Origin of the sequence: Petrotoga olearia DSM 13574 (assembly GCF_002895525.1) — a bacterium.
Taxonomy (GTDB): domain Bacteria; phylum Thermotogota; class Thermotogae; order Petrotogales; family Petrotogaceae; genus Petrotoga; species Petrotoga olearia.
Genome location: NZ_AZRL01000004.1, coordinates 89657 through 109853 on the forward strand (window position 1 = coordinate 89657; position 20197 = coordinate 109853).

Annotated in this window: 32 protein-coding genes and 1 other RNA gene; 4 read left to right on the plus strand and 29 right to left on the minus strand. The window is 36.0% G+C overall.

Going from position 1 to position 20197, the window contains the following annotated elements; all coding sequences use genetic code 11:
* Positions 1 to 200: 200 nt before the first annotated feature.
* From X929_RS02175 to X929_RS02185, 3 genes are all read right to left on the minus strand, one after another.
* A complete protein-coding gene (locus tag X929_RS02175) occupies positions 201 to 770 on the minus strand; it encodes a protease complex subunit PrcB family protein (RefSeq protein WP_169924915.1) in 570 nt (189 codons plus the stop codon).
* A gap of 52 nt (positions 771 to 822) precedes the next feature.
* A complete protein-coding gene (locus tag X929_RS02180) occupies positions 823 to 2739 on the minus strand; it encodes a S8 family serine peptidase (protein ID WP_146255760.1) in 1917 nt (638 codons plus the stop codon).
* A gap of 85 nt (positions 2740 to 2824) precedes the next feature.
* The gene (locus X929_RS02185) at positions 2825 to 3877 is read right to left on the minus strand and encodes a hypothetical protein (protein ID WP_103066413.1); all 1053 of its coding nucleotides are present in this window, start codon (positions 3875 to 3877) and stop codon (positions 2825 to 2827) included.
* Between the two features lie 325 nt (positions 3878 to 4202).
* Between X929_RS02185 and X929_RS02190 the strand changes: the two genes are divergently transcribed.
* The 4 genes from X929_RS02190 (at position 4203) to rnpB (ending at position 7179) form a co-directional block, all read left to right on the plus strand.
* Entirely contained in the window at positions 4203 to 5531 is a 1329-nt protein-coding gene (locus X929_RS02190) for an amidohydrolase (RefSeq protein WP_103066414.1), read from the plus strand.
* Positions 5440 to 5931, plus strand: coding sequence for a hypothetical protein (locus X929_RS02195; RefSeq protein WP_103066415.1), 492 nt, complete (start codon positions 5440 to 5442; stop codon positions 5929 to 5931). Before X929_RS02190 ends, X929_RS02195 begins: the two co-directional genes overlap by 92 nt.
* Entirely contained in the window at positions 5925 to 6851 is a 927-nt protein-coding gene (gene mnmL / locus X929_RS02200; protein ID WP_169924916.1) for a tRNA modification radical SAM protein MnmL/YtqA, read from the plus strand. Before X929_RS02195 ends, mnmL begins: the two co-directional genes overlap by 7 nt.
* An RNA gene (gene rnpB, locus X929_RS02205) (RNase P RNA component class A) lies at positions 6850 to 7179 on the plus strand. Before mnmL ends, rnpB begins: the two co-directional genes overlap by 2 nt.
* A 38-nt stretch (positions 7180 to 7217) precedes the next feature.
* Here rnpB and rplQ read toward each other — a convergent pair.
* From rplQ to rpsS, 26 genes are all read right to left on the minus strand, one after another.
* The gene (rplQ, locus tag X929_RS02210) at positions 7218 to 7604 is read right to left on the minus strand and encodes a 50S ribosomal protein L17 (RefSeq protein ID WP_103066416.1); all 387 of its coding nucleotides are present in this window, start codon (positions 7602 to 7604) and stop codon (positions 7218 to 7220) included.
* On the minus strand, positions 7594 to 8658 hold the full coding sequence (locus tag X929_RS02215) for a DNA-directed RNA polymerase subunit alpha (protein ID WP_103066555.1): 1065 nt from the start codon (positions 8656 to 8658) through the stop codon (positions 7594 to 7596). Before X929_RS02215 ends, rplQ begins: the two co-directional genes overlap by 11 nt.
* 94 nt (positions 8659 to 8752) lie before the next feature.
* Complete coding sequence (gene rpsD / locus X929_RS02220; RefSeq protein ID WP_103066417.1) at positions 8753 to 9388, minus strand: 30S ribosomal protein S4; 636 nt, start codon at positions 9386 to 9388, stop codon at positions 8753 to 8755.
* A 19-nt stretch (positions 9389 to 9407) separates the two neighbouring features.
* Complete coding sequence (rpsK, locus tag X929_RS02225; protein ID WP_103066418.1) at positions 9408 to 9797, minus strand: 30S ribosomal protein S11; 390 nt, start codon at positions 9795 to 9797, stop codon at positions 9408 to 9410.
* 78 nt (positions 9798 to 9875) lie between these two features.
* Positions 9876 to 10241, minus strand: a complete 366-nt coding sequence (rpsM, locus tag X929_RS02230; protein WP_103066419.1) for a 30S ribosomal protein S13 — start codon at positions 10239 to 10241, stop codon at positions 9876 to 9878.
* Positions 10242 to 10271: 30 nt separating this feature from the next.
* A complete protein-coding gene (rpmJ, locus tag X929_RS02235; protein ID WP_012208593.1) occupies positions 10272 to 10388 on the minus strand; it encodes a 50S ribosomal protein L36 in 117 nt (38 codons plus the stop codon).
* A 49-nt stretch (positions 10389 to 10437) separates the two neighbouring features.
* Positions 10438 to 10668 (minus strand): translation initiation factor IF-1, encoded by a 231-nt coding sequence (gene infA, locus X929_RS02240; protein ID WP_103066556.1) that lies wholly within the window; start codon positions 10666 to 10668, stop codon positions 10438 to 10440.
* A 220-nt stretch (positions 10669 to 10888) separates the two neighbouring features.
* Positions 10889 to 11644: a type I methionyl aminopeptidase gene (map, locus tag X929_RS02250; protein WP_103066421.1), complete on the minus strand. Its 756-nt coding sequence runs from the start codon at positions 11642 to 11644 to the stop codon at positions 10889 to 10891.
* Positions 11644 to 12288, minus strand: a complete 645-nt coding sequence (locus X929_RS02255; RefSeq protein WP_103066422.1) for an adenylate kinase — start codon at positions 12286 to 12288, stop codon at positions 11644 to 11646. Before X929_RS02255 ends, map begins: the two co-directional genes overlap by 1 nt.
* A 7-nt stretch (positions 12289 to 12295) precedes the next feature.
* On the minus strand, positions 12296 to 13576 hold the full coding sequence (gene secY / locus X929_RS02260; RefSeq protein ID WP_103066423.1) for a preprotein translocase subunit SecY: 1281 nt from the start codon (positions 13574 to 13576) through the stop codon (positions 12296 to 12298).
* 1 nt (position 13577) lies between these two features.
* Positions 13578 to 14033: a 50S ribosomal protein L15 gene (gene rplO / locus X929_RS02265; protein WP_103066424.1), complete on the minus strand. Its 456-nt coding sequence runs from the start codon at positions 14031 to 14033 to the stop codon at positions 13578 to 13580.
* Positions 14034 to 14065: 32 nt separating this feature from the next.
* On the minus strand, positions 14066 to 14251 hold the full coding sequence (gene rpmD, locus X929_RS02270) for a 50S ribosomal protein L30 (protein WP_103066425.1): 186 nt from the start codon (positions 14249 to 14251) through the stop codon (positions 14066 to 14068).
* A 3-nt stretch (positions 14252 to 14254) separates the two neighbouring features.
* On the minus strand, positions 14255 to 14788 hold the full coding sequence (gene rpsE, locus X929_RS02275; RefSeq protein ID WP_103066426.1) for a 30S ribosomal protein S5: 534 nt from the start codon (positions 14786 to 14788) through the stop codon (positions 14255 to 14257).
* 16 nt (positions 14789 to 14804) lie between these two features.
* The gene (gene rplR / locus X929_RS02280; protein WP_103066427.1) at positions 14805 to 15173 is read right to left on the minus strand and encodes a 50S ribosomal protein L18; all 369 of its coding nucleotides are present in this window, start codon (positions 15171 to 15173) and stop codon (positions 14805 to 14807) included.
* Positions 15174 to 15203: 30 nt separating this feature from the next.
* Positions 15204 to 15764 (minus strand): 50S ribosomal protein L6, encoded by a 561-nt coding sequence (gene rplF, locus X929_RS02285; RefSeq protein ID WP_103066428.1) that lies wholly within the window; start codon positions 15762 to 15764, stop codon positions 15204 to 15206.
* Positions 15765 to 15776: 12 nt separating this feature from the next.
* A complete protein-coding gene (gene rpsH / locus X929_RS02290; protein ID WP_103066429.1) occupies positions 15777 to 16181 on the minus strand; it encodes a 30S ribosomal protein S8 in 405 nt (134 codons plus the stop codon).
* 14 nt (positions 16182 to 16195) lie between these two features.
* Positions 16196 to 16381, minus strand: coding sequence for a type Z 30S ribosomal protein S14 (locus tag X929_RS02295; RefSeq protein WP_103066430.1), 186 nt, complete (start codon positions 16379 to 16381; stop codon positions 16196 to 16198).
* A gap of 16 nt (positions 16382 to 16397) precedes the next feature.
* Positions 16398 to 16955 (minus strand): 50S ribosomal protein L5, encoded by a 558-nt coding sequence (rplE, locus tag X929_RS02300; protein WP_103066431.1) that lies wholly within the window; start codon positions 16953 to 16955, stop codon positions 16398 to 16400.
* Between the two features lie 73 nt (positions 16956 to 17028).
* Positions 17029 to 17349 carry a 50S ribosomal protein L24 gene (rplX, locus tag X929_RS02305; protein WP_103066432.1) on the minus strand — a complete coding sequence of 107 codons (321 nt, stop codon included), beginning with the start codon at positions 17347 to 17349 and terminating at the stop codon, positions 17029 to 17031.
* A gap of 4 nt (positions 17350 to 17353) precedes the next feature.
* A complete protein-coding gene (gene rplN / locus X929_RS02310) occupies positions 17354 to 17722 on the minus strand; it encodes a 50S ribosomal protein L14 (protein WP_103066433.1) in 369 nt (122 codons plus the stop codon).
* On the minus strand, positions 17703 to 18035 hold the full coding sequence (gene rpsQ / locus X929_RS02315; protein ID WP_103066434.1) for a 30S ribosomal protein S17: 333 nt from the start codon (positions 18033 to 18035) through the stop codon (positions 17703 to 17705). Before rpsQ ends, rplN begins: the two co-directional genes overlap by 20 nt.
* 5 nt (positions 18036 to 18040) lie before the next feature.
* Positions 18041 to 18241 carry a 50S ribosomal protein L29 gene (rpmC, locus tag X929_RS02320; RefSeq protein WP_103066435.1) on the minus strand — a complete coding sequence of 67 codons (201 nt, stop codon included), beginning with the start codon at positions 18239 to 18241 and terminating at the stop codon, positions 18041 to 18043.
* Complete coding sequence (gene rplP, locus X929_RS02325) at positions 18241 to 18666, minus strand: 50S ribosomal protein L16 (RefSeq protein WP_103066436.1); 426 nt, start codon at positions 18664 to 18666, stop codon at positions 18241 to 18243. Before rplP ends, rpmC begins: the two co-directional genes overlap by 1 nt.
* A gap of 102 nt (positions 18667 to 18768) precedes the next feature.
* Positions 18769 to 19404: a 30S ribosomal protein S3 gene (gene rpsC, locus X929_RS02330; RefSeq protein WP_103066437.1), complete on the minus strand. Its 636-nt coding sequence runs from the start codon at positions 19402 to 19404 to the stop codon at positions 18769 to 18771.
* Between the two features lie 15 nt (positions 19405 to 19419).
* Positions 19420 to 19869: a 50S ribosomal protein L22 gene (gene rplV, locus X929_RS02335; protein ID WP_103066438.1), complete on the minus strand. Its 450-nt coding sequence runs from the start codon at positions 19867 to 19869 to the stop codon at positions 19420 to 19422.
* Positions 19870 to 19881: 12 nt separating this feature from the next.
* The gene (gene rpsS / locus X929_RS02340) at positions 19882 to 20175 is read right to left on the minus strand and encodes a 30S ribosomal protein S19 (protein WP_012208613.1); all 294 of its coding nucleotides are present in this window, start codon (positions 20173 to 20175) and stop codon (positions 19882 to 19884) included.
* Between the last annotated feature and the right edge of the window lie 22 nt (positions 20176 to 20197).

Here is a 20197-nt window from a genome sequence, read left to right on the forward strand (position 1 = left end):
AAAAACAACCATAAACAATTATACTATTTATTTGCCAAAATTTCAATTATTTTAAAATATTGGGGGCGCGGAGTGGGGAGCGGGGGAAGGACGCTATAACGACTTTTATAAAGACAATAAAAAATTATTGAGAGGAGACGACCAACTAGTACGCCTCCCAATTTTTTAAAATATAAAACCTAGATATTTCCTCAAAAACATTAATTAGAAAATGTAAAACTCTTTCTCAGCAACAATGGTTCACCATTTTTCTGTTCAATGGTCACAATCACTTCCCATTCTCCAACATCCAAAACTTCGTTAATTTCCACCCCTATTGAAGGATAAGTAAACGCTTGTGTGACCATTTCCCCTTTAGCTGGCACCTTTAAAAACAAATCTATAAAGATTTGAAAGTTATCTCTGTTTATACTGATATCATTCAAAGAAAGATTGTACCCTCCTGTTCTCTTTTCGCCTGCACTAATACAAACAACAAACGGAACTCCAGTTACATTGTTAACTACAATATCATCTTTTTTGATTATAACAACAGGTGTTTGACTCTTGTAATAACAATCTACAACCTTATAATTCTCCATACCTTCTCCTTTGTCAAAGGTGTTAGCTTCTATAGGCTTTTTTTCTATTCCTACTCCTTGAGCAGGTTCTTGAATAACTTCATGTTTAACCCCTGCTTCATTTTGCAATGGTGGGGATAATAAGAAAAACACAGAACCAACCGCCAAAGCGGTCAAGGAAATTACTAAAATTATCTGAGTTTTAGTCATTTTTAAAAATCTCCTCAATTGAAAATCAGATGTTTCTTTTAACAACATAAACTTAGAAAATAGTCCAAGGTATTCCTAATCCTCCATATTCATCAATAAATCCTGTACCTTCTTGGTTAACTGGTATTTCAACCGGAATAGATTCATTGTTTATTTGTATTTCTCCTCTTATACCGAATTCTTCTTCAGGAATCGTTCCCACGTACTCATAAGCTAAATAATAATGGCCGCTTTCATCGATATCTGGCAACAGATCAATGCTAATTTCTGCATTACTCGTAAATTCGAATGTTTTTATTGGAGTTTCATAAGAATCTAATAAAGATATTGTAAGTGTTCCAGCAAACGAAAGATCAGTTGTTAAATCTGTTTTGAATTGAGTTGTTTCAAATTCTTGCGTATAGGTTGTTACATTACTAACTTCGACCACTCCTGAATAACTTAATTCTTCTTCCATCCTATAATTTGGTGCAAAGTAATACAGATACTCAGGTCCCCCAATAATTATTTCATAATCTCCTGGTTCAATTCCGGCAAATAATTCAGTTCCATCGTTAGAAGTTTTCCCGTAATATCTTTTGCTCGTTTCTTTACTTTCTAAAGTTATAAAAACACCGGGCAAAGGGTTACTACTTCTTTTAGATATCGCCTTAACAACCAAATTCCCTGCTTCGTAATCAGCTGGATTAAGATCCAGACTTGCAGAACTAATTCTTCCATAGCCGGCAGAGGTATCGTAACCATCCTCATCAATATCCACTGCTCCCTCTTCTATCATCTTTCTTATCTGGTACACATTGGCGTCTGGATATTCTTCTTTAATTAAGGCAGCTAAGGCAGAAACATATGGGCATGCCATCGATGTTCCGGCCCAATAAGCGAACGGTTCACCAACGACTCCATCACTTACAGCTAACCTAACAGGAATAGATGAAATGACATTGTTCCCTGGTGCCGCAACAGATACGTATTCCCCTCGTGATGAGAAATCAGTTATCTCATCTAGTGCATCACTTGCTGCAACGCCTATAACTCCCGTAAAAGCAGAAGGATAGTGCCAAAATTGGTCGGTTGTGTCGTTACCAGAAGAGGCAACAACAACTACGTCATTTGTAAGAGCATAATCAAAGGCATCTTTTAGGATGTTTGAATATCCTCCGCCTCCCCAACTGTTCGACAAAACATCTGCTCCATGATCTACAGCCCAAACTATTCCGTCGGCAACTGCATAATCACCAATGTAACCAGGGTTAAATATTCTAATAGGCATTATCTTTGCATCAGGAGCTAATCCTACTACGCCCTGACCATCATCTTTTGCGGCTATTATGCCCGCTGTGTGGGTACCGTGCCCATCAGAGTCATAATCAATTGCTGGATCAATCGTTACGCCCAAATAAGGATCATACCCTTCCACCAATTGATCCACTAGATCAGGGTGTGTTCCATCCGTTCCTGTGTCTAATAACCCTACAATTACGCCTTCACCTGTAGCTTTTTCCCACGCGGATTCTGCGCCAATCTTTTTTAGGGCGTATTGTTTATCCTTGTAATCTGGATAACCTTCCTCTACTTGATTCAATGTGCTACTTCCCATTTCTTTTTGGGTTTTAGAATCTGTGCTTTTAATAACTGGTATTTCCCTGTCTGTATAGTTTGGCTCAACGTATCTGATACCTTCTATCTTTTTCCCTTTCAGTATTTCAAAAGCCTTTTCTACATCCATAACATTGGTGTCTAACTTTAACAACACTGCTTTGAGTTCAGGAATTTCTTTTTCAACAGTGGCTCCTTTGAAATTCTTCAATATTTCATCTAAATTAGCATCGTTTTGGTACCCCACAATTAGCTCATCATTGTTAAATTTCCTACCTGAAAGTTCTTTAAAAGAAGGTAAATAACTTTCAGAACCTGAAAAATCGGTTTCTGAAATATCGTTATTTACTAAATCAGTTGTGTTCAACTTCATACAACCAGAAATAATAAACGTTAGCAAAACAACTCAACCAATTATTATTGAATAACGCTTTTTCATATCCACTTAACCCCCTTTCTTAATTACCTGTAGTAAATTCGTTGTGCATCTCAGGCATTACACCACCTAAAGGATCTATACCCCATCCGTAATCAATAGCTATCGAGTATGCAACACTATCTGAGTCATAAGAAACAGCGTATGCATAATCTACTCCCCAATCGTATATTTTGGCGGGTTCTAACTTATCGTATTCATAGGAATATATTCCATCTGGCAAGTATAAGAACCAACTCAAATTATCATATTCAGAGCTTCCTTCACTTCCAAGGAACGTGACAGAAACTTCTTCAGCTCCTAAAGTTATAAAATCGTACAGGATAACATCTGTTCCTTCTAAAATACCTGGAAGTATATAATTCTCACTTTGTACTAAGTCGTATATCCACATCGTATAGTAATATTCCACCTCAGATTCAGGAGAAGTGAGTTCTTTTGTCGGTTCCCAAACAAAGGTGGGTTGCCTTGAAACGCCTTTTTCTCTGTCAGCAGGAGATTTTAAATTGACGTTAAAGCTATCAAGTGGAACAACAGAGCCTAATTCAACAAGTGTACTTTCTCCGTTTTCTGTATAAGAACTCACCGCATACCATACCTCTTTATTAGGTGCATTTTGTTCTGAAGGATCTAAGAAATAACCATATTCTGAAACACCGATTTTTGTGTAATGAATTCCATCAAAAGATCTGTAAATATTGTAACCATCTGGTTTTATAAATTCATCATAATAGATAAACCCTTTTCGCAGAGCATCATAGTAATCATACCAATTTACCTCAATCCACAAATTTGAGCTTTCTGGGACCGAGTCTAATTCATCTACGAAATCTTTTAATTCAAGATATTTAACCAAAATGTTGTTGCTCCTAAAATCATCATTCAACCTTTGGGTAAATGTTTCTGCCTGAGTCGTAGTAATTTCTTCTTTTATAGTATAAGAAATAATTGAACTCTCCCCTGAAAGTAAAGGATTTATTGGTTTAAAAAGAACACGCTCATTTGTTTTAGGTAAACACCCAGTCAAAACAAATAACAAAATGGATATTAATCCTACATAATAAAACTTTTTCATAATATTGCTTCTCCCCAATTTCGACATTATCTATATTATCTTTAAAACTAACCTCAATCTTTTAATATTTCTTTTTTCCCTTACCAAAATCTAGGACAGTTAATTTACGAGAAAAATGCCCTTTTTTCTTTAATAATATAATTATATCACCTATACTCCAACACGCACGAAAGTTTTACATTTTTATTATTTTTTTATTGCAATTTTTAATGAAGTTAGAATTAATTATTTTACTTGTTCGTATCCTTTTTCCTTTTAAAAAATCAACTCATAAACGATATTTTATAGTATAATATCAATGAAAACAACCAAAGGAGTTGTGGATATGTCAAAAAAGCTTTTGAAGAATGCGTATGTTTTAATTAGTGCTGATGATGATGTAGAAAAATTTGATATATTAATAGACGAAGATGAGATCGAAGACTTACTTGTACCAGGTGATTCAACCGAGGTGAATTTGGGAGATGTGGACGAATACGATCTATCTGGAAAATTGATCATCCCAGGATTTATTAACACCCATAGCCATTCAGTTATGTCTTATTTTAGAGGTATTGCCGATGATTTATCACTTAACGATTGGTTGTTCAAAGAAATGCTACCAAGAGAGGACTTTTTGGAAAGTGAAATGTCTTATTATGGCACTTTAGTTTCTATTTTAGAGATGATTTCTAATGGAATAACTACTTTTGTTGACATGTATATGTTTACTGATGAGATAGCTAAGGCTGCATATGATTTAGGGATTCGGGCATATATCTCAAGAGGGCTATCTTTTGATACCGACGAGGGTTGGAATAGAAGGATAAAAGAAAATATCGAAACGTTTGAAAAATACAATGGATTGGATAACAGGATTTACATAGGCTTTGGGCCTCATGCCCCTTACACCGTTCCTATGGATAAATTAAAAGAAGTAGCTGAAATTGCAAAAAAGTATAATACTCACATTCAGATTCATCTGTTAGAATCAGCAAATGAAAGGGAGCAGTACAATCTTTTAGAGGTTGAAAATACGGGTTTATTCGATCTTCCTACGATAGCTGCTCACTGTGTGCATGCTGATGAAAAAGATATCGAAGTTCTTTCAAGGAACGAAGTGAATGTGGCTTATAACCCTGTTAGTAATATGAAGTTGGGTAATGGGATCGCTCCCATAGTGGATATGCTTGATAAGAATATAAACGTTACTTTTGGTACGGATGGTTGTGCAAGCAACAACTCTTTGAACTTTTTCAACGAAATGAAGTTTGGAGGTATATTGCAGAAATACAAGTATGGTCCTGATAGATTTTCAGTAGAACAGATTTTGAGGATGAGCTGGGAAAACGGAGGTTTTGCATTAGAAAAAAATATCGGGAGGTTAGAACCTGAGTTCAAAGCAGATTTGGTTGTTTTAGATATGGATTCTTTTGAGTTTTTACCTAATGATTTATCAAGGTTAAAGTCTCATATAGTTTATTCTGCAAATCCTAAGAATGTTTTTGCAACGATGGTAGCAGGGAAGTTCTTGTACTACGATGGAGAATTTTTAACTTTAAAAGAAGAAAAGGAGCAAATATATGAGAAATTCCATAGCTTTTACAAAAGGATCGAAGATAAGTATAATAATAGCGATCATTCTGATAGCCATAACGACGATAGGGATATCTAAACCCATCGATGATTACATAGAGTTTTCTCCTAAAGGTTATGAAGATATAAGTAGGATAGTAACCAGAAACGGGACGATAATAAACACAACCGTCCCAGACAATGGCGAACATTTGGAGTTGAAATTTAAAAATGATGATGATTTGTACGAGGTTCACGTCGTTCATTTCAAGAATCCATTCACTTTGATGAATTTTTGGTATAGTTTTGTGAGTGATTATTCTGATGGTTTAACCGCTAGTTTTTCTGCTATTCCTCTTATTTACGGTGAGTACAATGGTGAGTATATGGATATGTATCTTAGTGCTTGGTATAGAGGAGTGAACAACTTATTTTTTGCTGTTTACGGGCCAAAAAGAAGCGTGATAAATGACTTGAAACTTCAGTTGAATAGATGGTGATTTTGTTGGATTTGTATAATAGGTTGAGCGAGTACTTTAAAAATAGATACGGCGAAAGGGTGCAAAGGTTACCAATCAACGCTGGATTCACTTGCCCAAATAAAACAGGCGTGAAAGGTAAGGGTGGTTGCATTTATTGCGATTTAACAGGGAGTGGTTTTGCTGCTTTTAAACCTAAGGTAAGTATCGAAGAGCAGGTTAAGGAAATGATTAATAGATACGAGACAAAAGCTAATAAATTCCTAGCCTATTTTCAGGCAAATACCAATACATACGCTTCTGTTGATGAATTGAAAGAAAAATATGAAAGTAGTTTGATAGACGATAGAATAGTAGGTTTAGATGTATCAACTAGGCCAGATTGTGTTCCTGATGAGGTGATAACGCTTTTAAATACTTTTAAAGATAGAGTTGATGTTTTCGTTGAGCTTGGTATTGAAAGCACTAATGCCAATACTCTAAAATATGTGAACAGAGGGCATTCTTTAGCGGAGGTTATAGATTCTGTTAACAGGTTAAAAAAAGCTGGATTAGAGGTTATTCTGCATTATATAATAGATTTTCCTTGTGATACATTAGATGATGTGAAAGAGATGGCTAAGGTTAGTTCGGCTTTAAAGGTTGACGGTGTAAAATTGCATTCTTTGTATATCGTTGAAAATACAAAACTTGCGGATTTGTATAATAGTGGTGAGTTTGTACCTTTGACGTTGGCTGATTTTGTAGAAAGGGCAATTACTTTCTTGGAATATTTGGATCCAAAGATCGTGATTCATAGGCTTGTTGCTGATCCTCCAAAAACTGGAACGTTACATGGCAATTGGGGAATTTCTAAAATAAAAATTTTAAACTTAATTGAAAATACGATGAGAGAGAGGGGTTCCTATCAGGGAAAATATTTTAACTATTTGAATAATTGAAGTAGGACGGTTGACCGCGAGTAGGCATACTTGGCCTATTTTGAGGAAAGTCCGGACTCTAAGGGCAAGATACTGGTTAACAACCAGAGGGAGTGATCCCTGAATAGGGCCATAGAAAAGAAAACCGCCGAAAGGCAAGGGTGGAACGGTGAGGTAAGAGCTCACCAGTGTCAGAGCGATCTGACAGCTTGGTAGCCTCTATCTTGAGCAAGGTCAAGCAAGAAGGCTATAGGTTGCCCGCCGAGAGATTTGATTATCCGCCTTCTGGGTAGACCGCTTAGATAAATGGTTAACTTGACAGAATCCGGCTTATAGTCCTACTGATATATTTAACAATGACGCCCGGTCTGGGCGTCATTTTTTAAGTTATTCTTCTTTTGGGAGTAATTGGAGTATAGATAATTCCGAAGCGTCACCTTTTCTATAACCGATTTTTAATATTCTTGTGTAACCACCGTTTCTATTTTCATATCGAGGTGCAATTTCATGTACTATTTTGTACACTAGTTTTCTGTCGTTGAAGTGTCTGTTTATGTCTCTGTTTAAAGCTACTCTTCTTTCTGGGAGATCGGTTGAATTAGCTTCCTTTGCCTTGGTGATTATTCTTTCTACGAGGGGCCTTACGGCTTTTGCTTTTGCAGTAGTAGTAATTATACTTTCAGATTCAAAGACGCTTCTAGCTAGATTGTTCAACAGGGCGTTTCTATGGGAAGCATATCTATTTAATTTTTTAGTTTTGACTCTATGCCTCATCGAAGGTGTTCCCCCTTTCTTCTTGGTGTAATTTTTCATAATCTATATCAAATTTCTCTTTTAGCTCATTTTTTATCTCATCTAAAGATTTTCTACCAAAGTTTTTGATTTTGAGAAGGTCGGTGGGTTTTCTTTTTAATAGTTCTCCAATGGTGTCTATTTTTTCTCTTTTTAAACAATTTTTAGCTCTTTTTGTTAAATCCAAAGAGTCAATCTGAGTTTCCATTAAATCCTTTGGCAACCCAAAAATATTTTCTTCCTCTTCTTCTTGCACTTCTTCCTCTTTTTCAACTGAAACTTCCATTTGTTCTATAGTACCAGCTTCTCCTTCTCTTTCCCAAAGTTTGGAAATGAAGTCAAAATGTTCCATCAAAATTTTTGTTGCTTCTTTCAATGCTTCGGTGGGGGTTATGTTTTTTTTCGTCCAAATTTCGAGAATTAGCTTATCGTAGTCGGTTCTTCTTCCTACACGAATGTTTTCGGTTAAATAGTTAACTTTAAGAACAGGACTGAACACTCCATCTATGAATATGTATTCAATGTCACTTTGAAATGTCAATTCTTGGGCGGGAATGAAACCTTTCCCTGCTTGAGCGTACAGTTCAAAGTCAACTTCCATATCTTTGTTGACATGAGCTATGACAAAATCTGGGTTGGCTATTTCTACTTCCGACGGAGTTTTTATGTCTCCACTTTTTATGACTTGGCCAGCTTTGTATTTCTTCCTTAAGCTTAATAGAATTGGGTAATCTATCTCATTGAGGTTTTCAATGTCATCTACTTTTAATTGAACCTTTTTTAAGTTTAAAGTTATTTCAATGATGTCTTCTTTTATACCCTCAATAGTATCGTACTCATGTAATTTCCCTGGAATACGTAGCCCTGTTATTGCCAAAGATGGAATGGAAGATAACAGCACCCTTCTTAAAGCATTACCTAAAGTTATAGCATATCCTTTTTCCAGAGGAAATAGTTCATATTTTGAGTAGTTATATTCGTCTTGCTCTTCCTTTTGGACTATCCTAAATTTTTCCGGTTTTATTAATATCTCCATACTATCTCTGATCCTTATTAGGGAATCAGAGCACACCTCCTTTCCTGCCCTTTTGAGCGAGGTGATATTTTGTGTTTCAAATAAATAATAATTCTTATTTAGAGTAGAGCTCTATGATGTTTGTCAAAGGTACAGGAACATCCATTTCATCAATCTTTGGTAACCTTTCGAAAGTTCCTCTAAAATTTTCAATTTCCACGTTTACCCAATTGGGAATATTTCTATATCCTTCTTGCAGTAATTCTAATCCTTCTCGTACTTGTTGTATGTTACGACTTTTTTCTTTGACTTCTATTACATCTCCTACTTTGACTCTGTAAGAAGGAATATTCACTTTCTTGCCATTAACTAGTATATGTCCGTGAGTTACTATTTGTCTTGCCGTTCTTCTGTTTGGTGCGAAACCCATTTGATAAACTACAGAATCTAACCTTCTTTCTAAGAGTTGCATCAAAACTTCTCCAGTTTCTCCACTTCTGGATCTTTCAGCTTCTTCAAAAGTGTTTCTGAATTGTCTTTCCATTAAACCATACATTCTTTTTAAAGCTTGTTTAGATCTTAATTGTACACCGTATTGGGTCAACTTTTGTTTTTGCCTTCCATGTTGCCCAGGAACGTAATTTCTTTTTCTAAGGGCGGATTTTTCTGTGTAGCTTCTTTTTCCTTTTAAATAAAGGTTAATTCCTTCGCGTCGAGATAGTTTTTCTAGTGGTCCTATGTACCTCGCCATTAATTCTTTCCCTCCTTAATTAGAATCTTTTCTTTTTTGGTCTACAACCGTTGTGAGGTATAGGGGTGACATCTTTTATGCTTTCTACATTTAGACCTGCAGCTTGTAAAGCCCTAATTGCTGATTCTCTACCTGAACCGGGTCCTTTGACATATACATCCACTCTTTTTACTCCCAGATTTAGAGCTTCTTTTGCCACTTTATCTGAAGCCATTTGGGCTGAGAACGGAGTCCCTTTTTTGGCTCCTTTAAATCCAACATTTCCACCACTAGACCATATTATTGGCCTACCTTCGGTATCTGTTAAAGTAACGATTGTGTTGTTGAAGGTTGAATGAATGTGCACTGCTGCTTTTTCCGGAGCAGCTTTCTTTTTCTTGGTTCTTTGCTTTGCTCCACCTTTTGCCATTTATTTAAAAACCTCCTTAAAAATTTGATTTGATGTGTTAGCGCCCCTTCGCCCCGCTCCCCACCCATTCAGTTAATGTTATCTTTTTTTGATTTTTGTTAGTCTTGGCCCTTTCCTGGTCCTTGCGTTGGAGTGGGTTTTCTGACCTCTTACGGGTAACCCCGCTTTATGCCTTCTTCCTCTATAACTACCAGTGTCAATCAAACGCTTAATATTTTTGTTAATCTCTTGCCTTAGTTCACCTTCAACTTTATAATTTTCATTTATGTGGTGAGTTAGCTTTGAAATTTCATCATCAGTTAGTTCCTTTGCTCTTTTATTCGGGTCTATTTCTAAGGTATTTAATATATCAAAGGCTGTTTTTCTACCTATTCCATATATATATGTTAATCCCACAAATAAAGCTTTATTATCTGGAACTTCAACACCTAAAATACGAGCCATCCATTTAGCCTCCTTGTAAAGAAATTTTTATTATCCTTGTCTTTGTTTGTGCTTAGGATTTTTTGAACATACAACCCAAACTTTTCCGCCTCTTTTTACTATTTTACAATGCTCACATCGCTTTTTTACAGAAGCCCTGACCTTCATAATTTATTTCCTCCTTCGTAATTCTCAACATCTATATTAATCTGTTTTTTCAGTCTTTGTTTACTTTTTCCCTTTTCACAATTCTTCCTTTGTTTAAATCATAAACGGAGACTTCCACAGTAACCCGGTCTCCTGGAAGTATTTTGATGAAATTCTTTCTCATTCGCCCAGAAATGTGGGCCAATATTTCATGCCCATTATCTAATTTAACTTTAAAATTTGCATTAGGTAAAGATTCAAGAATATATCCTTGCATAACAACGACATCTTTTTTAGCCAATACAATCCCTCCTTCTTCAGGGATTTTTACTGTCATTAGAAATTGTAAAATACGATTTAGCGCCCTTCCCCCGCTCCCCACCCATAAGGATAAAAGACTTTTTATCCATTTCCACATCGCTGCCCACACATGTGGAAATGGACCTGCGGTCCCTTAAACCCCTCAACTTACTCATAAGGATAAAAGACTTTTTATCCATTTGCAAATCGCAGCCCACCCATTATGTAAGTTGTGTGAGTATTTCTGGGCCATTTTCTGTCACAGCAATTGTATGCTCAAAATGGGCAGCTTTTGATCTATCTCTGGTCACCGCTGTCCAACCGTCTTCTAAAATGTCGACTTCGTAACTTCCCATAGATACCATTGGTTCTATTGCGAGGGTCATGTTTTTCTTGATTTTTGGGCCTCTACCTTGCCTTCCATAATTTGGAATTTGAGGATCTTCATGCAATTTTCTTCCTACCCCGTGACCTACGTATTCCCTTATTACGGAAAAACCTTTACTTTCAATATAAGTTTGAATTTCGTGACCAATGTCACCAATTGAATTACCCACTACAGCTTTTTTTATACCCATATACAAAGATTCTTTGGTCGCTTCAACCAGTCCTTTTTCCTCTTCAGGAACTTGTCCTATTATGTAGGTTCTGGCAGAATCTGCTATGTACCCCTTGTAAGTTAAACCACAATCTATAGATACAACATCACCATTTTTTAAAACTTTACTTTTTAATGGAAACCCGTGAACAACCTCTTCATTCACAGAAAAGTTGATCGCATATTTGTAACCATTGTAACCTTTGAAGGTGGGTATAGCATCTTCCTTTTCCATGTATTCCAAGACATACTTTTCAATACTTTCCCCGTTAACGCCTTCTTTCACTATCTCTGGAAGTAAAGCGTCAAGAAGACGGGCAAGCTTTTTTCCAGCCCGTCTCATCATTTCAATTTCTTCATCAGTCTTAATTATTATCATTATTTGTTAAAACTCCTTAGTATATTAAACAATTCTTTTGTAACGTCTTCAACATTTTGGGCGCCGTCTATTGTAATTATTTTGTTATTTTTTCTATAATATTCTATTACGGGCTCAGTGTTTTTCTTATATACTTTGTACCTTTCTCTGACTACTTCTTCTTTATCGTCGTCTCTTTGAATTAATTTTGTGCCACATACATCACATTTTTCGTCTTCTTTTGGTTTAAGTGTAATTAAATTATATACTTTGCCACAGTTTGGACAGACCCTTCTATTACTTATCCTTTTGACTATTTCTTCTTCTGAAACATCTATCAGTACCGCCGCATCTATTTCTTTTTTTAAGTCTTTTGTTGCACCGTCCAAAAATTTTGCTTGGTCTAAAGTTCTAGGATAACCGTCAAGAATAAAAGAATCTAACTCTTGCAGTTTTTCTTTTACCAGATTATTCATTATCTCATCTGAAACTAATTCTCCACGATCCATAATTGCTTTAGCCTTTTTACCTAATTCTGTACCTTTGCTAACCGTATCTCTTAAAATATCTCCAGTGGATATATGTACAATATCAAACTCTTTGGCTACCATTTTCGCTTGGGTTCCTTTACCTGCACCAGGTGGTCCGAAAAACAAAAGTCTCACCGAAAATTCATCTCCTTCCTCGTAGCCTTCCTTTTTTCATGAAGCCTTCATACTGTCTAACTATCATGTGCTGTTCAATTTGTTGAACTATGTCTAAAGCAACTCCAACTGCTATTAGTGTGCTGGTACCACCTATCCAGATTTGTTGCATTCCTGAAGCACCTCTGATAAAATAGGGTACCAAAGCAATGACCACTAAAAAGAGTGCACCTATGAAGGTTACCCTTGTCATAACGGAAGTGATGTAATTAACAGTTGGTTTCCCTGGTCTTAAACCTGGTATGAACCCACCATAATTTCGTATATTATCTGCCACGTCGTTTGGATCCATAACAACAGAACTGTAAAAGTATGTAAAAAAGAAAACTAACAAACCATACAGGACAAGGTAAAGCGGAGCACCTATGGCAAATATTCTATCGTCTACAGTAGTTGCGGTTACCCCAGCAATCATACTGGGTAGAGTCATAATAGCCGATGCAAAGATTATTGGAATTACTCCTCCACCATTTACCTTAATAGGTAAATATGTCGAGGAACCTCCATAAATTTTTGTGCCGACTACTCTTTTTGCATATTGGATATTAATTCTTCTTTCAGAGGTTTGAACCGCTACTACTGCTATTACTATAAATATGGCAACCGCCGCTAACAGTATCCATTCTAAAGGGGTTAAACCTATGAGAGCTTCAGCTGCGTATGTAGGGTACCTCGATACTATACCAGCGAATATTAAAACGGATACTCCGTTTCCTATTCCTTTTTCGGTGATTAATTCACCTATCCATAGTAAAAACATCGTCCCCGCTGCTATAGAAACGGTTGCTAAAGTTACGAAAAGAACTGGTGATAGGTTGGGGGATCTGTAATTATTTGCAGCTATGGACATTAGTAATCCTTGTCCGAAAGCTAATACTAACGTTAACATCCGGGTGTAGTGAGCAAATTTTTTTCTCCCACTTTCGCCTTCTCTCAACATCTCTTTTAAACTAGGTATTACAGAAGAGAGAAGTTGAAAAATGATCGAAGCAGTAATATATGGGGTTACTGAGAGAACAAATATAGATAAATTGCTTAATGCACCACCAGCAAAGACGTCAAAAAAACCGATGAACCCTCCAACTGCTCCTTGAGCTGCTCCACTTAAAGCAGCTTGCCATGCCTCAACATTTATTCCAGGAATGGGGATGTAAATACCTATCCTAAACCCTATCAACGCTAAAAAGGTGAATATAACTCTATCCCTTAATTCAGGAATCCTAAAAACGTTTCTAAAGGCTTTGAACATATTATTCAATCACCTCTATTTTCCCGCCAACAGCTTCGATTTTCTCTCTAGCTGTTTGAGAAAAAAGGTGAGCTTTGACAACAAGAGGTTTTGATATTTCTCCTTTTCCTAGTATTTTTACTCCATCGTTCAATTTCTTTATTACTTTCTTTTCTAGAAGTATATCTGGTGTTACTTCTTCATTTTCAGAGAAATACTTTTCTAATGTATCTACATTTACAATAGAATATACTTTTTTGAATGGTTTATTGGAGAATCCATATTTTGGGGTTCTTCTAATGATGTTTGTTTGTCCACCTTCAAAGATTTTGCTTATTTTACCTTTTCCTCTAGCCTTTTGACCCTTGTGCCCTTTTCCAGATGTTTTTCCTAATCCTGAGCCAATTCCTCTTCCTACCCTTTTCTTAGGTTTTCTTGATCCTGGTGTAGGTTTTAGATCTTCTATTTTAAGTGGCATGTATATAGCCTCCTTATTTACGGTTTGTTTTTTTAAGAATCGATTTCTTCCCACTCGACTAAGTGATGTACGGTTCTTATCATTCCTCTAATTTGCGGATTGTCAGGTTTTATTACCACTTTATCTTTTCTAGTTAAATCTAAAGCATCGAGAGTAGCTAATTGTCTTTTGTTCTTCCCTGCTCTTCCTCTTACTAACTTTATCTTTAGACTTGACATCACTCATACCCCCTCGTGTGCACCAAAAAATACTTGTTTTACAGATAAATCTCTTAACTTTGCAATTTCTTGAGGAGATCTCAACTTTTTTAATCCGTTGTAAGTAGCTTTAGCTAAATTTAATACGTTTGTTGAACTAATAGATTTACTTAGAATATTATCTATTCCTGCTAATTCAACAACAGCTCTTACAGCTGAACTAGCAATAACACCAGTACCTGGCCCTGCAGGAAACAATAATACTGTGGAAGCATCTTGTTCACCGATTACTTCGTAAGGGATAGTTCCATTTTTAACGGGGACTTCTATCATATTGTTTTTTGCATTTTCAATTGATTTTCGGATAGCTTGTGGAACTTCTCGAGCATTCCCAATTCCTATTCCTACTTTTCCATTTCGATTACCTACCACCGAAACTGCACGAAACGAAATAGTTTTTCCACCTTTAGTTACTTTGCTGACTCTTCGAATTTCGATTACTCTTTCTTCTAATTCATTTGCAGCATCAGTAGCTTTTACTTTCTGATCGTTCGGCATAAATTACCAACACCTCCTAAAACTTTAAGCCCGTTTCTCTTGCTGCTTCAGCAAGAGCTTTTACTTTGCCATGGTATTTGTACCCGCTTCTATCAAAAACGATTTCTGTTATACCTTTTTCTTTGGCTTTTTCAGCGATGAGTTTTCCTACTTCTTTTGCAGCGTTATCATCCCATGTTTTTTCTAATTTTTCTTTCAGTTGTTTTTGTGTTGTTGAAGCGGATACCAATGTAACTCCTTTAGTATCGTCTATAATTTGAGCGTATATGTGCTTTTGACTTTTAAAGACTGTTAATCTTGGTTTTTCTGGCGTTCCTCTTACCCTTTTTCTTACTCTTAAATGCCTTTTTTGTCGAAGTGCTTTTTTGTCTAATTGTTTTATCAATTTAAAAGGGACCTCCTTTGCGGAAATATTTTAAACTTTCTTTCCTTCTTTTCTTAAAACACTTTCTCCAATGTACTTTATACCTTTACCGCTGTATACGTTAACTTTTCTTAAATTTCTTATTCTTGCAGCAGCTTCTCCAACTTTGTATTTATCTATACCTTTAACCACCACTCTTGTGGGTTGTGGAACCTCTATTGTTATTCCTTCAGGTACAGGAAATTCTACTGGGTTTGAATAACCAATATTCAAAACTAAATTGTTTCCTTGAAGTTGCGCTCTGTATCCAATACCAGTAATCTCCAATTCTTTTTGGTATCCTTCAGTTACACCTTTAATCATGTTTCTCAAATGAGAAGTGTAAGTACCTCTGAGCGCTTTTAATCGCTTTTCGTCTGAACTTCTTTTAACCACGCCTTCTTTTGAGTTAATAATTAATTCGTTGTTACCTTTTTCAACTTCCAAATATTCAGGTAAATTTAGACTTAATTCACCTTTTTTACCTTTGATTTTTATTGTTTGTCCATCCACAGATAATTCTACACCATCAGGAATAATTGTTGGTTTATCAGCTATTCTCGATTGTGGCATCTAGGCACCTCCTCACCATACATAACAGATTACTTCTCCACCAACTTTTTTCTCTCTTGCTTCTTTATCGGTCATTACTCCTAAGGACGTTGAGAGTATTGCTATACCTAATCCACCTTTGACTTTTGGTATGTTACGTGTGTTAACATATACTCTTCTTCCGCTTTTTGAAACCTTTATGATTCCTTCCATTATAGGTTTTTTATCCCTTCTAGTTCCTTTGTACTTTAAATAGACTTTGAGTATTCCTTGCTTACCATCGTCTATGAATTTATAATCATTGATAAATCCTTCTCTTTTCATTATTTCTAAAATATCTCTTTTTAAGTTCGAAGCGGGTATTTCTACACTCTCTTTGAATACCGAGTTGGCGTTCCTTATTCTGGTTAGCATATCAGCTACCGGATCGCTCCACATTCGTTTTTCCCTCCTTACCAGCTAGCCTTCTTAACTCCAGGAAGTTTACCTTCTAGAGCTTTTTCTCTGAAACATATTCTGCATAAACCAAATTCTCTATAAACAGCTCTTGGCCTACCACAAACTTTACATCGTGAGTAAACTCTTGTTTTATACTTTGGCGTTCTTTTGGATTTTTCTATAAGCGACTTTTTCGCCATTTATCACAACCTCCATTCATGATTTTTGTAACGGGAAACCAAAATATTCTAAAAGCTTCCTTGCTTCTTCATCAGTTTTAGCCGTGGTAACGATTGTTATATCCATACCCTGAATTCTATTTATATCATCAGGCCTAATTTCTGGAAAAATTAGTTGTTCGGGAATTCCAAAGGTATAATTGCCTCTTCCATCGAAAGAATCAGATGGTAGCCCTCTGAAATCTCTTAATTTTGGTAATACAACATGGTTTAATTTATACAAGAAATTATACATTTTCCAACCTCTCAAGGTTACTTTTACACCTATTGGCATTCCTTCTCTAACCTTAAAATTGGCAACACTTTTTTTTGCCTTTGTTATTAAGGCTTTTTGCCCTACTATCTTCGTTAACTCTTGAGCATGTTTTTCAACAACTGCTCTGTTTCTGGAACCTTCTCCAACTCCCATATTAACAACTATTTTTACAAGTTTTGGTACTTGTAACTCGTTTTTGTAGTTAAATTCTTTCATCATAGAAGGTATTACTACTTCTTTGTATCTGTCTTTTAGAGGTATATACTGAACTTTTTCCATTGACTGTCCTCCTTTTTGCTTCTTCCCTTACCTATCCACAAAATTTTTACCGCGTTTCAAAAGTTTAAATGAATTAAGATTTTTCGACTATTTCACCACATTTTTTGCAATATCTTACTTTGCTTCCATCTTCAAGAAATTTAAATCCCACTCTAGTTTTTTGATCACAATTTGGACAAACTAACATAACATTTGAAATATCAATAGGACTGGGTTGCTCGATAATTCCCCCTTCTCTCATCTTTTGAGTAGGCCTTTGATGTTTCTTGACGACGTTTACGTTATCCACAATAACTTTGTTTTCCTTTGGAATAACCCTTAAAACTTTGCTTCTTTTTCCTTTATCTTTTCCAGAAATTACCATTACTGTGTCGTCTCTTTTTATTTTATTCATATTTTCACCACACTTCCTTCGCTAACGATGCTATCTTGGCGTATCCTTTTTCTCGAACTTCTCTGGCTACCGGGCCAAAAACCCTTGTACCTAACGGTAGCTTATTTTTATCAACCAGTACGGCAGCATTGTCATCGAATCTGATATAAGTTCCATCTTTTCTTTTTATCTCTTTTTTCGTCCTGACAATTACAGCTTGAACCACTTGACCCTTTTTTAAATCCGTGTGAGGTATGGCTTCTCTAACGGAGCAAACAACAGTATCTCCTACGGTTCCTTTCGCTTTATGAAACCCTCCGAGTACTTTAATAACTCTTAGAACTTTTGCTCCAGAGTTATCAGCAACTTTAATTTTACTCTCTAGTTGTACCATCAACCTCACCTCCAAAGGCTTCTTTTACTTCTTCTTCAACTGAGTCGGGTGTTTCAACTTCTTCCGATAAAATATTTTTTCTTACAATTCTTTTTAAAACAAAAGCCTTTGTTTTGGAAAGCTTTCTGGATTCTTCTATTTCAACAATATCACCAATCTCACATTCGTTGTTTTCGTCATGTGCATGGTATCTTCTGGTTTTTCTAACAAATTTGTGGTATTTGGGATGTTTGGTCAGTCTGTCTGTTTCTACCGTTATCGTTTTGTCCATCGCATTGCTGATAACTTTTCCAGTTATTATCTTTTTAGACATGAAATTTACCTCCTTATTCCGAGTTCCCTTTCTTTGAGGATGGTTTTTATTCGAGCTATATCTTTCTTTACTTGTTTAATACTTGAAGAATTTTTTAGTTGTCCGAGTTCAAGTTGAAACCTCAATTGAAATAATTTCTCTTTCAAATTATTTAATTCTTCATTGAGCTCTTCGTCTGTTAATTCTCTCATCTCAGTTATTCTCATCAGAGCTCCCCTCCTATTTCATATCTTTGAACTATCTTAGTCCTTATCGGTAGTTTGGAGGCGGCATACTCTAATGCCCTTTTTGCAGTTGCTTCATCGACTCCACCTATTTCAAACATTACCCTTCCCTTCTTAACAACAGCTACCCAACCTTCCACATCACCTTTACCTTTTCCTTGCCTTGTTCCAATACCTTTGGAAGTTACTGGTTTATCAGGAAAAATGTTAATCCATATGTTTCCTGTTCTTTTTAAGGTTCTAACCATAGATAACCTACATGCTTCGATCTGTTGAGCAGTTATCCATGAGCTTTCCATTGCTTTTAATCCCCAGTCACCGGAATGTACCAAACTACCACCTTTTGTCATTCCTCTGACTGTTCCACGTTGTTGTTTTCTGTATTTTACTCTTTTAGGCATTAACATTTAGGATTTCCTCCTTTTTTACCATTTCTACAGTTTTTAACTTGCTTCAGCACCCTTTAGCCTCGTAGCCCGCCCAAAGGAGTGGGAGGACTGGAGGAAATATTATTGAATTAGCGTATCACCATGATAGACCCAAACTTTTATCCCTATGGTGCCGTATTTAGTTTGAGAATGAACTACCGCATAATCAATGTTTGATCTCAAGGTTTGAAGAGGTAATCTACCTTCCATATACCATTCGGTTCTTGCTATTTCTGCACCACCAAGCCTTCCAGAAACCATAATTTTTACGCCTTTAGCGCCTCGTCTCATGGCGTTGGTTATAGCTCTTTTCATAGCAACTTTGTGTGAGACCCTTCTTTGAAGTTGACCGGATACATCTTCAGCTATGAGTTGAGCGTCAACGTAAGGATTTTTTACTTCTTGAGCGTAGACCTTAACATCTTTATCCCCTACTATGTTTTTCAAATCATCTCTGATTTTTTTCATTTCTGCGCCTTTACGTCCAATCAAAATTCCTAGTCTCGCACCATAGATATCTATTCTTATTAACGAATCACTAGGTCTTTCAATTAATATCTCCGAAATCCCAGCGGCTTCGTAATTTGATTTTAGATAATTCCTTATCTTTTCATCTTCATGTAAATAATCTGAATAATTCTTTTCGTTAAACCATACAGATTTCCAATTTTTGTTGTTTCCTAATCTGAAACCGTTCGGATGCACTTTTGATCCCACTTATTTCACCTCACTTTATTTATCGGCACTTTTGTCTCTCACGGTTATATAAATATGGCTCATTCTTTTTTGAAGGATATCTGCTCTTCCATGAGACCTTGGCCATAATCTTTTTAACCTAGGACCTTCATTCACCATTATTTCAGAAACATAGAGATTTTCAGCGTTTAATCCAAAATTGTTCTCGGCATTAGCAATAGCCGACATCAAAGTTTTGTATAGTATACGTGCTGATTTTTTTGGACTAAAAGTGAGTATTTGAAGTGCTTCACTTATGTCTTTATTCCTTATTGAGTTTGCCATAGATCTAGCTTTCTTAGGTGATATTCTTACGTATTTTGTAACTGCTCTTGCTTCAACAATTGGTTCAGAAGCTTCTTTTTCTTTTCTTAATCTATGATATGTAGATCTTTTTACTTTTCTACCATCTTGTTGAACTCTAGAAACATTAGTATTAGTAGCCATAAACTACCCTCCTCAACCTTGCTTTTCAATCTTTCCTTTAACCGCTTTTTTGTCTGGATGCCCTCCAAACCTTCTGGTTGGAGAAAACTCACCCAATCTATGACCAATCATTTGTTCAGTTATATAAACGGGTATGTGTTTCATTCCGTTATGAACCGCTATTGTGTGCCCAACCATTTCTGGTAGAATCATCGAGGCCCTTGACCATGTTTTAATAACCTTTTTTTCACCTTTTTCGTTCATCTCTCTGATCTTTTTAATGAGACTTGGATGAACATATGGACCTTTTTTCAAAGATCTTCCCACCTATTGCACCTCCTTGCTTTTT

What these genes read in the sequence shown, in the direction of transcription:
- rpsK (WP_103066418.1), bottom strand. Translation starts at nt 9,797, where the DNA reads ATGGCAAAAGGTGGAGCAAAGCAAAGAACCAAGAAAAAGAAAGCTGCT.
- map (WP_103066421.1), bottom strand. Translation starts at nt 11,644, where the DNA reads ATGATAATAATTAAGACTGATGAAGAAATTGAAATGATGAGACGGGCT.
- rpsE (WP_103066426.1), bottom strand. Translation starts at nt 14,788, where the DNA reads ATGCCGAACGATCAGAAAGTAAAAGCTACTGATGCTGCAAATGAATTA.
- rpsQ (WP_103066434.1), bottom strand. Translation starts at nt 18,035, where the DNA reads ATGTCTAAAAAGATAATAACTGGAAAAGTTATCAGCAATGCGATGGAC.
- rpmD (WP_103066425.1), bottom strand. Translation starts at nt 14,251, where the DNA reads ATGTCAAGTCTAAAGATAAAGTTAGTAAGAGGAAGAGCAGGGAAGAAC.
- rpsD (WP_103066417.1), bottom strand. Translation starts at nt 9,388, where the DNA reads ATGGCGAGGTACATAGGACCACTAGAAAAACTATCTCGACGCGAAGGA.
- rplV (WP_103066438.1), bottom strand. Translation starts at nt 19,869, where the DNA reads ATGGCTACTAATACTAATGTTTCTAGAGTTCAACAAGATGGTAGAAAA.
- secY (WP_103066423.1), bottom strand. Translation starts at nt 13,576, where the DNA reads ATGTTCAAAGCCTTTAGAAACGTTTTTAGGATTCCTGAATTAAGGGAT.
- X929_RS02185 (WP_103066413.1), bottom strand. Translation starts at nt 3,877, where the DNA reads ATGAAAAAGTTTTATTATGTAGGATTAATATCCATTTTGTTATTTGTT.
- rplX (WP_103066432.1), bottom strand. Translation starts at nt 17,349, where the DNA reads ATGAATAAAATAAAAAGAGACGACACAGTAATGGTAATTTCTGGAAAA.
- X929_RS02190 (WP_103066414.1), top strand. Translation starts at nt 4,203, where the DNA reads ATGTCAAAAAAGCTTTTGAAGAATGCGTATGTTTTAATTAGTGCTGAT.
- X929_RS02195 (WP_103066415.1), top strand. Translation starts at nt 5,440, where the DNA reads ATGAGAAATTCCATAGCTTTTACAAAAGGATCGAAGATAAGTATAATA.
- X929_RS02295 (WP_103066430.1), bottom strand. Translation starts at nt 16,381, where the DNA reads ATGGCGAAAAAGTCGCTTATAGAAAAATCCAAAAGAACGCCAAAGTAT.
- rpsH (WP_103066429.1), bottom strand. Translation starts at nt 16,181, where the DNA reads ATGTGGAGCGATCCGGTAGCTGATATGCTAACCAGAATAAGGAACGCC.
- rplE (WP_103066431.1), bottom strand. Translation starts at nt 16,955, where the DNA reads ATGGAAAAAGTTCAGTATATACCTCTAAAAGACAGATACAAAGAAGTA.
- mnmL (WP_169924916.1), top strand. Translation starts at nt 5,925, where the DNA reads ATGGTGATTTTGTTGGATTTGTATAATAGGTTGAGCGAGTACTTTAAA.
- rplN (WP_103066433.1), bottom strand. Translation starts at nt 17,722, where the DNA reads ATGGTACAACTAGAGAGTAAAATTAAAGTTGCTGATAACTCTGGAGCA.
- rplO (WP_103066424.1), bottom strand. Translation starts at nt 14,033, where the DNA reads ATGCCACTTAAAATAGAAGATCTAAAACCTACACCAGGATCAAGAAAA.
- rplQ (WP_103066416.1), bottom strand. Translation starts at nt 7,604, where the DNA reads ATGAGGCATAGAGTCAAAACTAAAAAATTAAATAGATATGCTTCCCAT.
- rplP (WP_103066436.1), bottom strand. Translation starts at nt 18,666, where the DNA reads ATGTTAATGCCTAAAAGAGTAAAATACAGAAAACAACAACGTGGAACA.
- rpmC (WP_103066435.1), bottom strand. Translation starts at nt 18,241, where the DNA reads ATGAGAATAACTGAGATGAGAGAATTAACAGACGAAGAGCTCAATGAA.
- X929_RS02215 (WP_103066555.1), bottom strand. Translation starts at nt 8,658, where the DNA reads ATGGAGATATTAATAAAACCGGAAAAATTTAGGATAGTCCAAAAGGAA.
- rpmJ (WP_012208593.1), bottom strand. Translation starts at nt 10,388, where the DNA reads ATGAAGGTCAGGGCTTCTGTAAAAAAGCGATGTGAGCATTGTAAAATA.
- rplF (WP_103066428.1), bottom strand. Translation starts at nt 15,764, where the DNA reads ATGCCACAATCGAGAATAGCTGATAAACCAACAATTATTCCTGATGGT.
- rpsM (WP_103066419.1), bottom strand. Translation starts at nt 10,241, where the DNA reads ATGGCTCGTATTTTAGGTGTTGAAGTTCCAGATAATAAAGCTTTATTT.
- X929_RS02180 (WP_146255760.1), bottom strand. Translation starts at nt 2,739, where the DNA reads ATGAAGTTGAACACAACTGATTTAGTAAATAACGATATTTCAGAAACC.
- X929_RS02175 (WP_169924915.1), bottom strand. Translation starts at nt 770, where the DNA reads ATGACTAAAACTCAGATAATTTTAGTAATTTCCTTGACCGCTTTGGCG.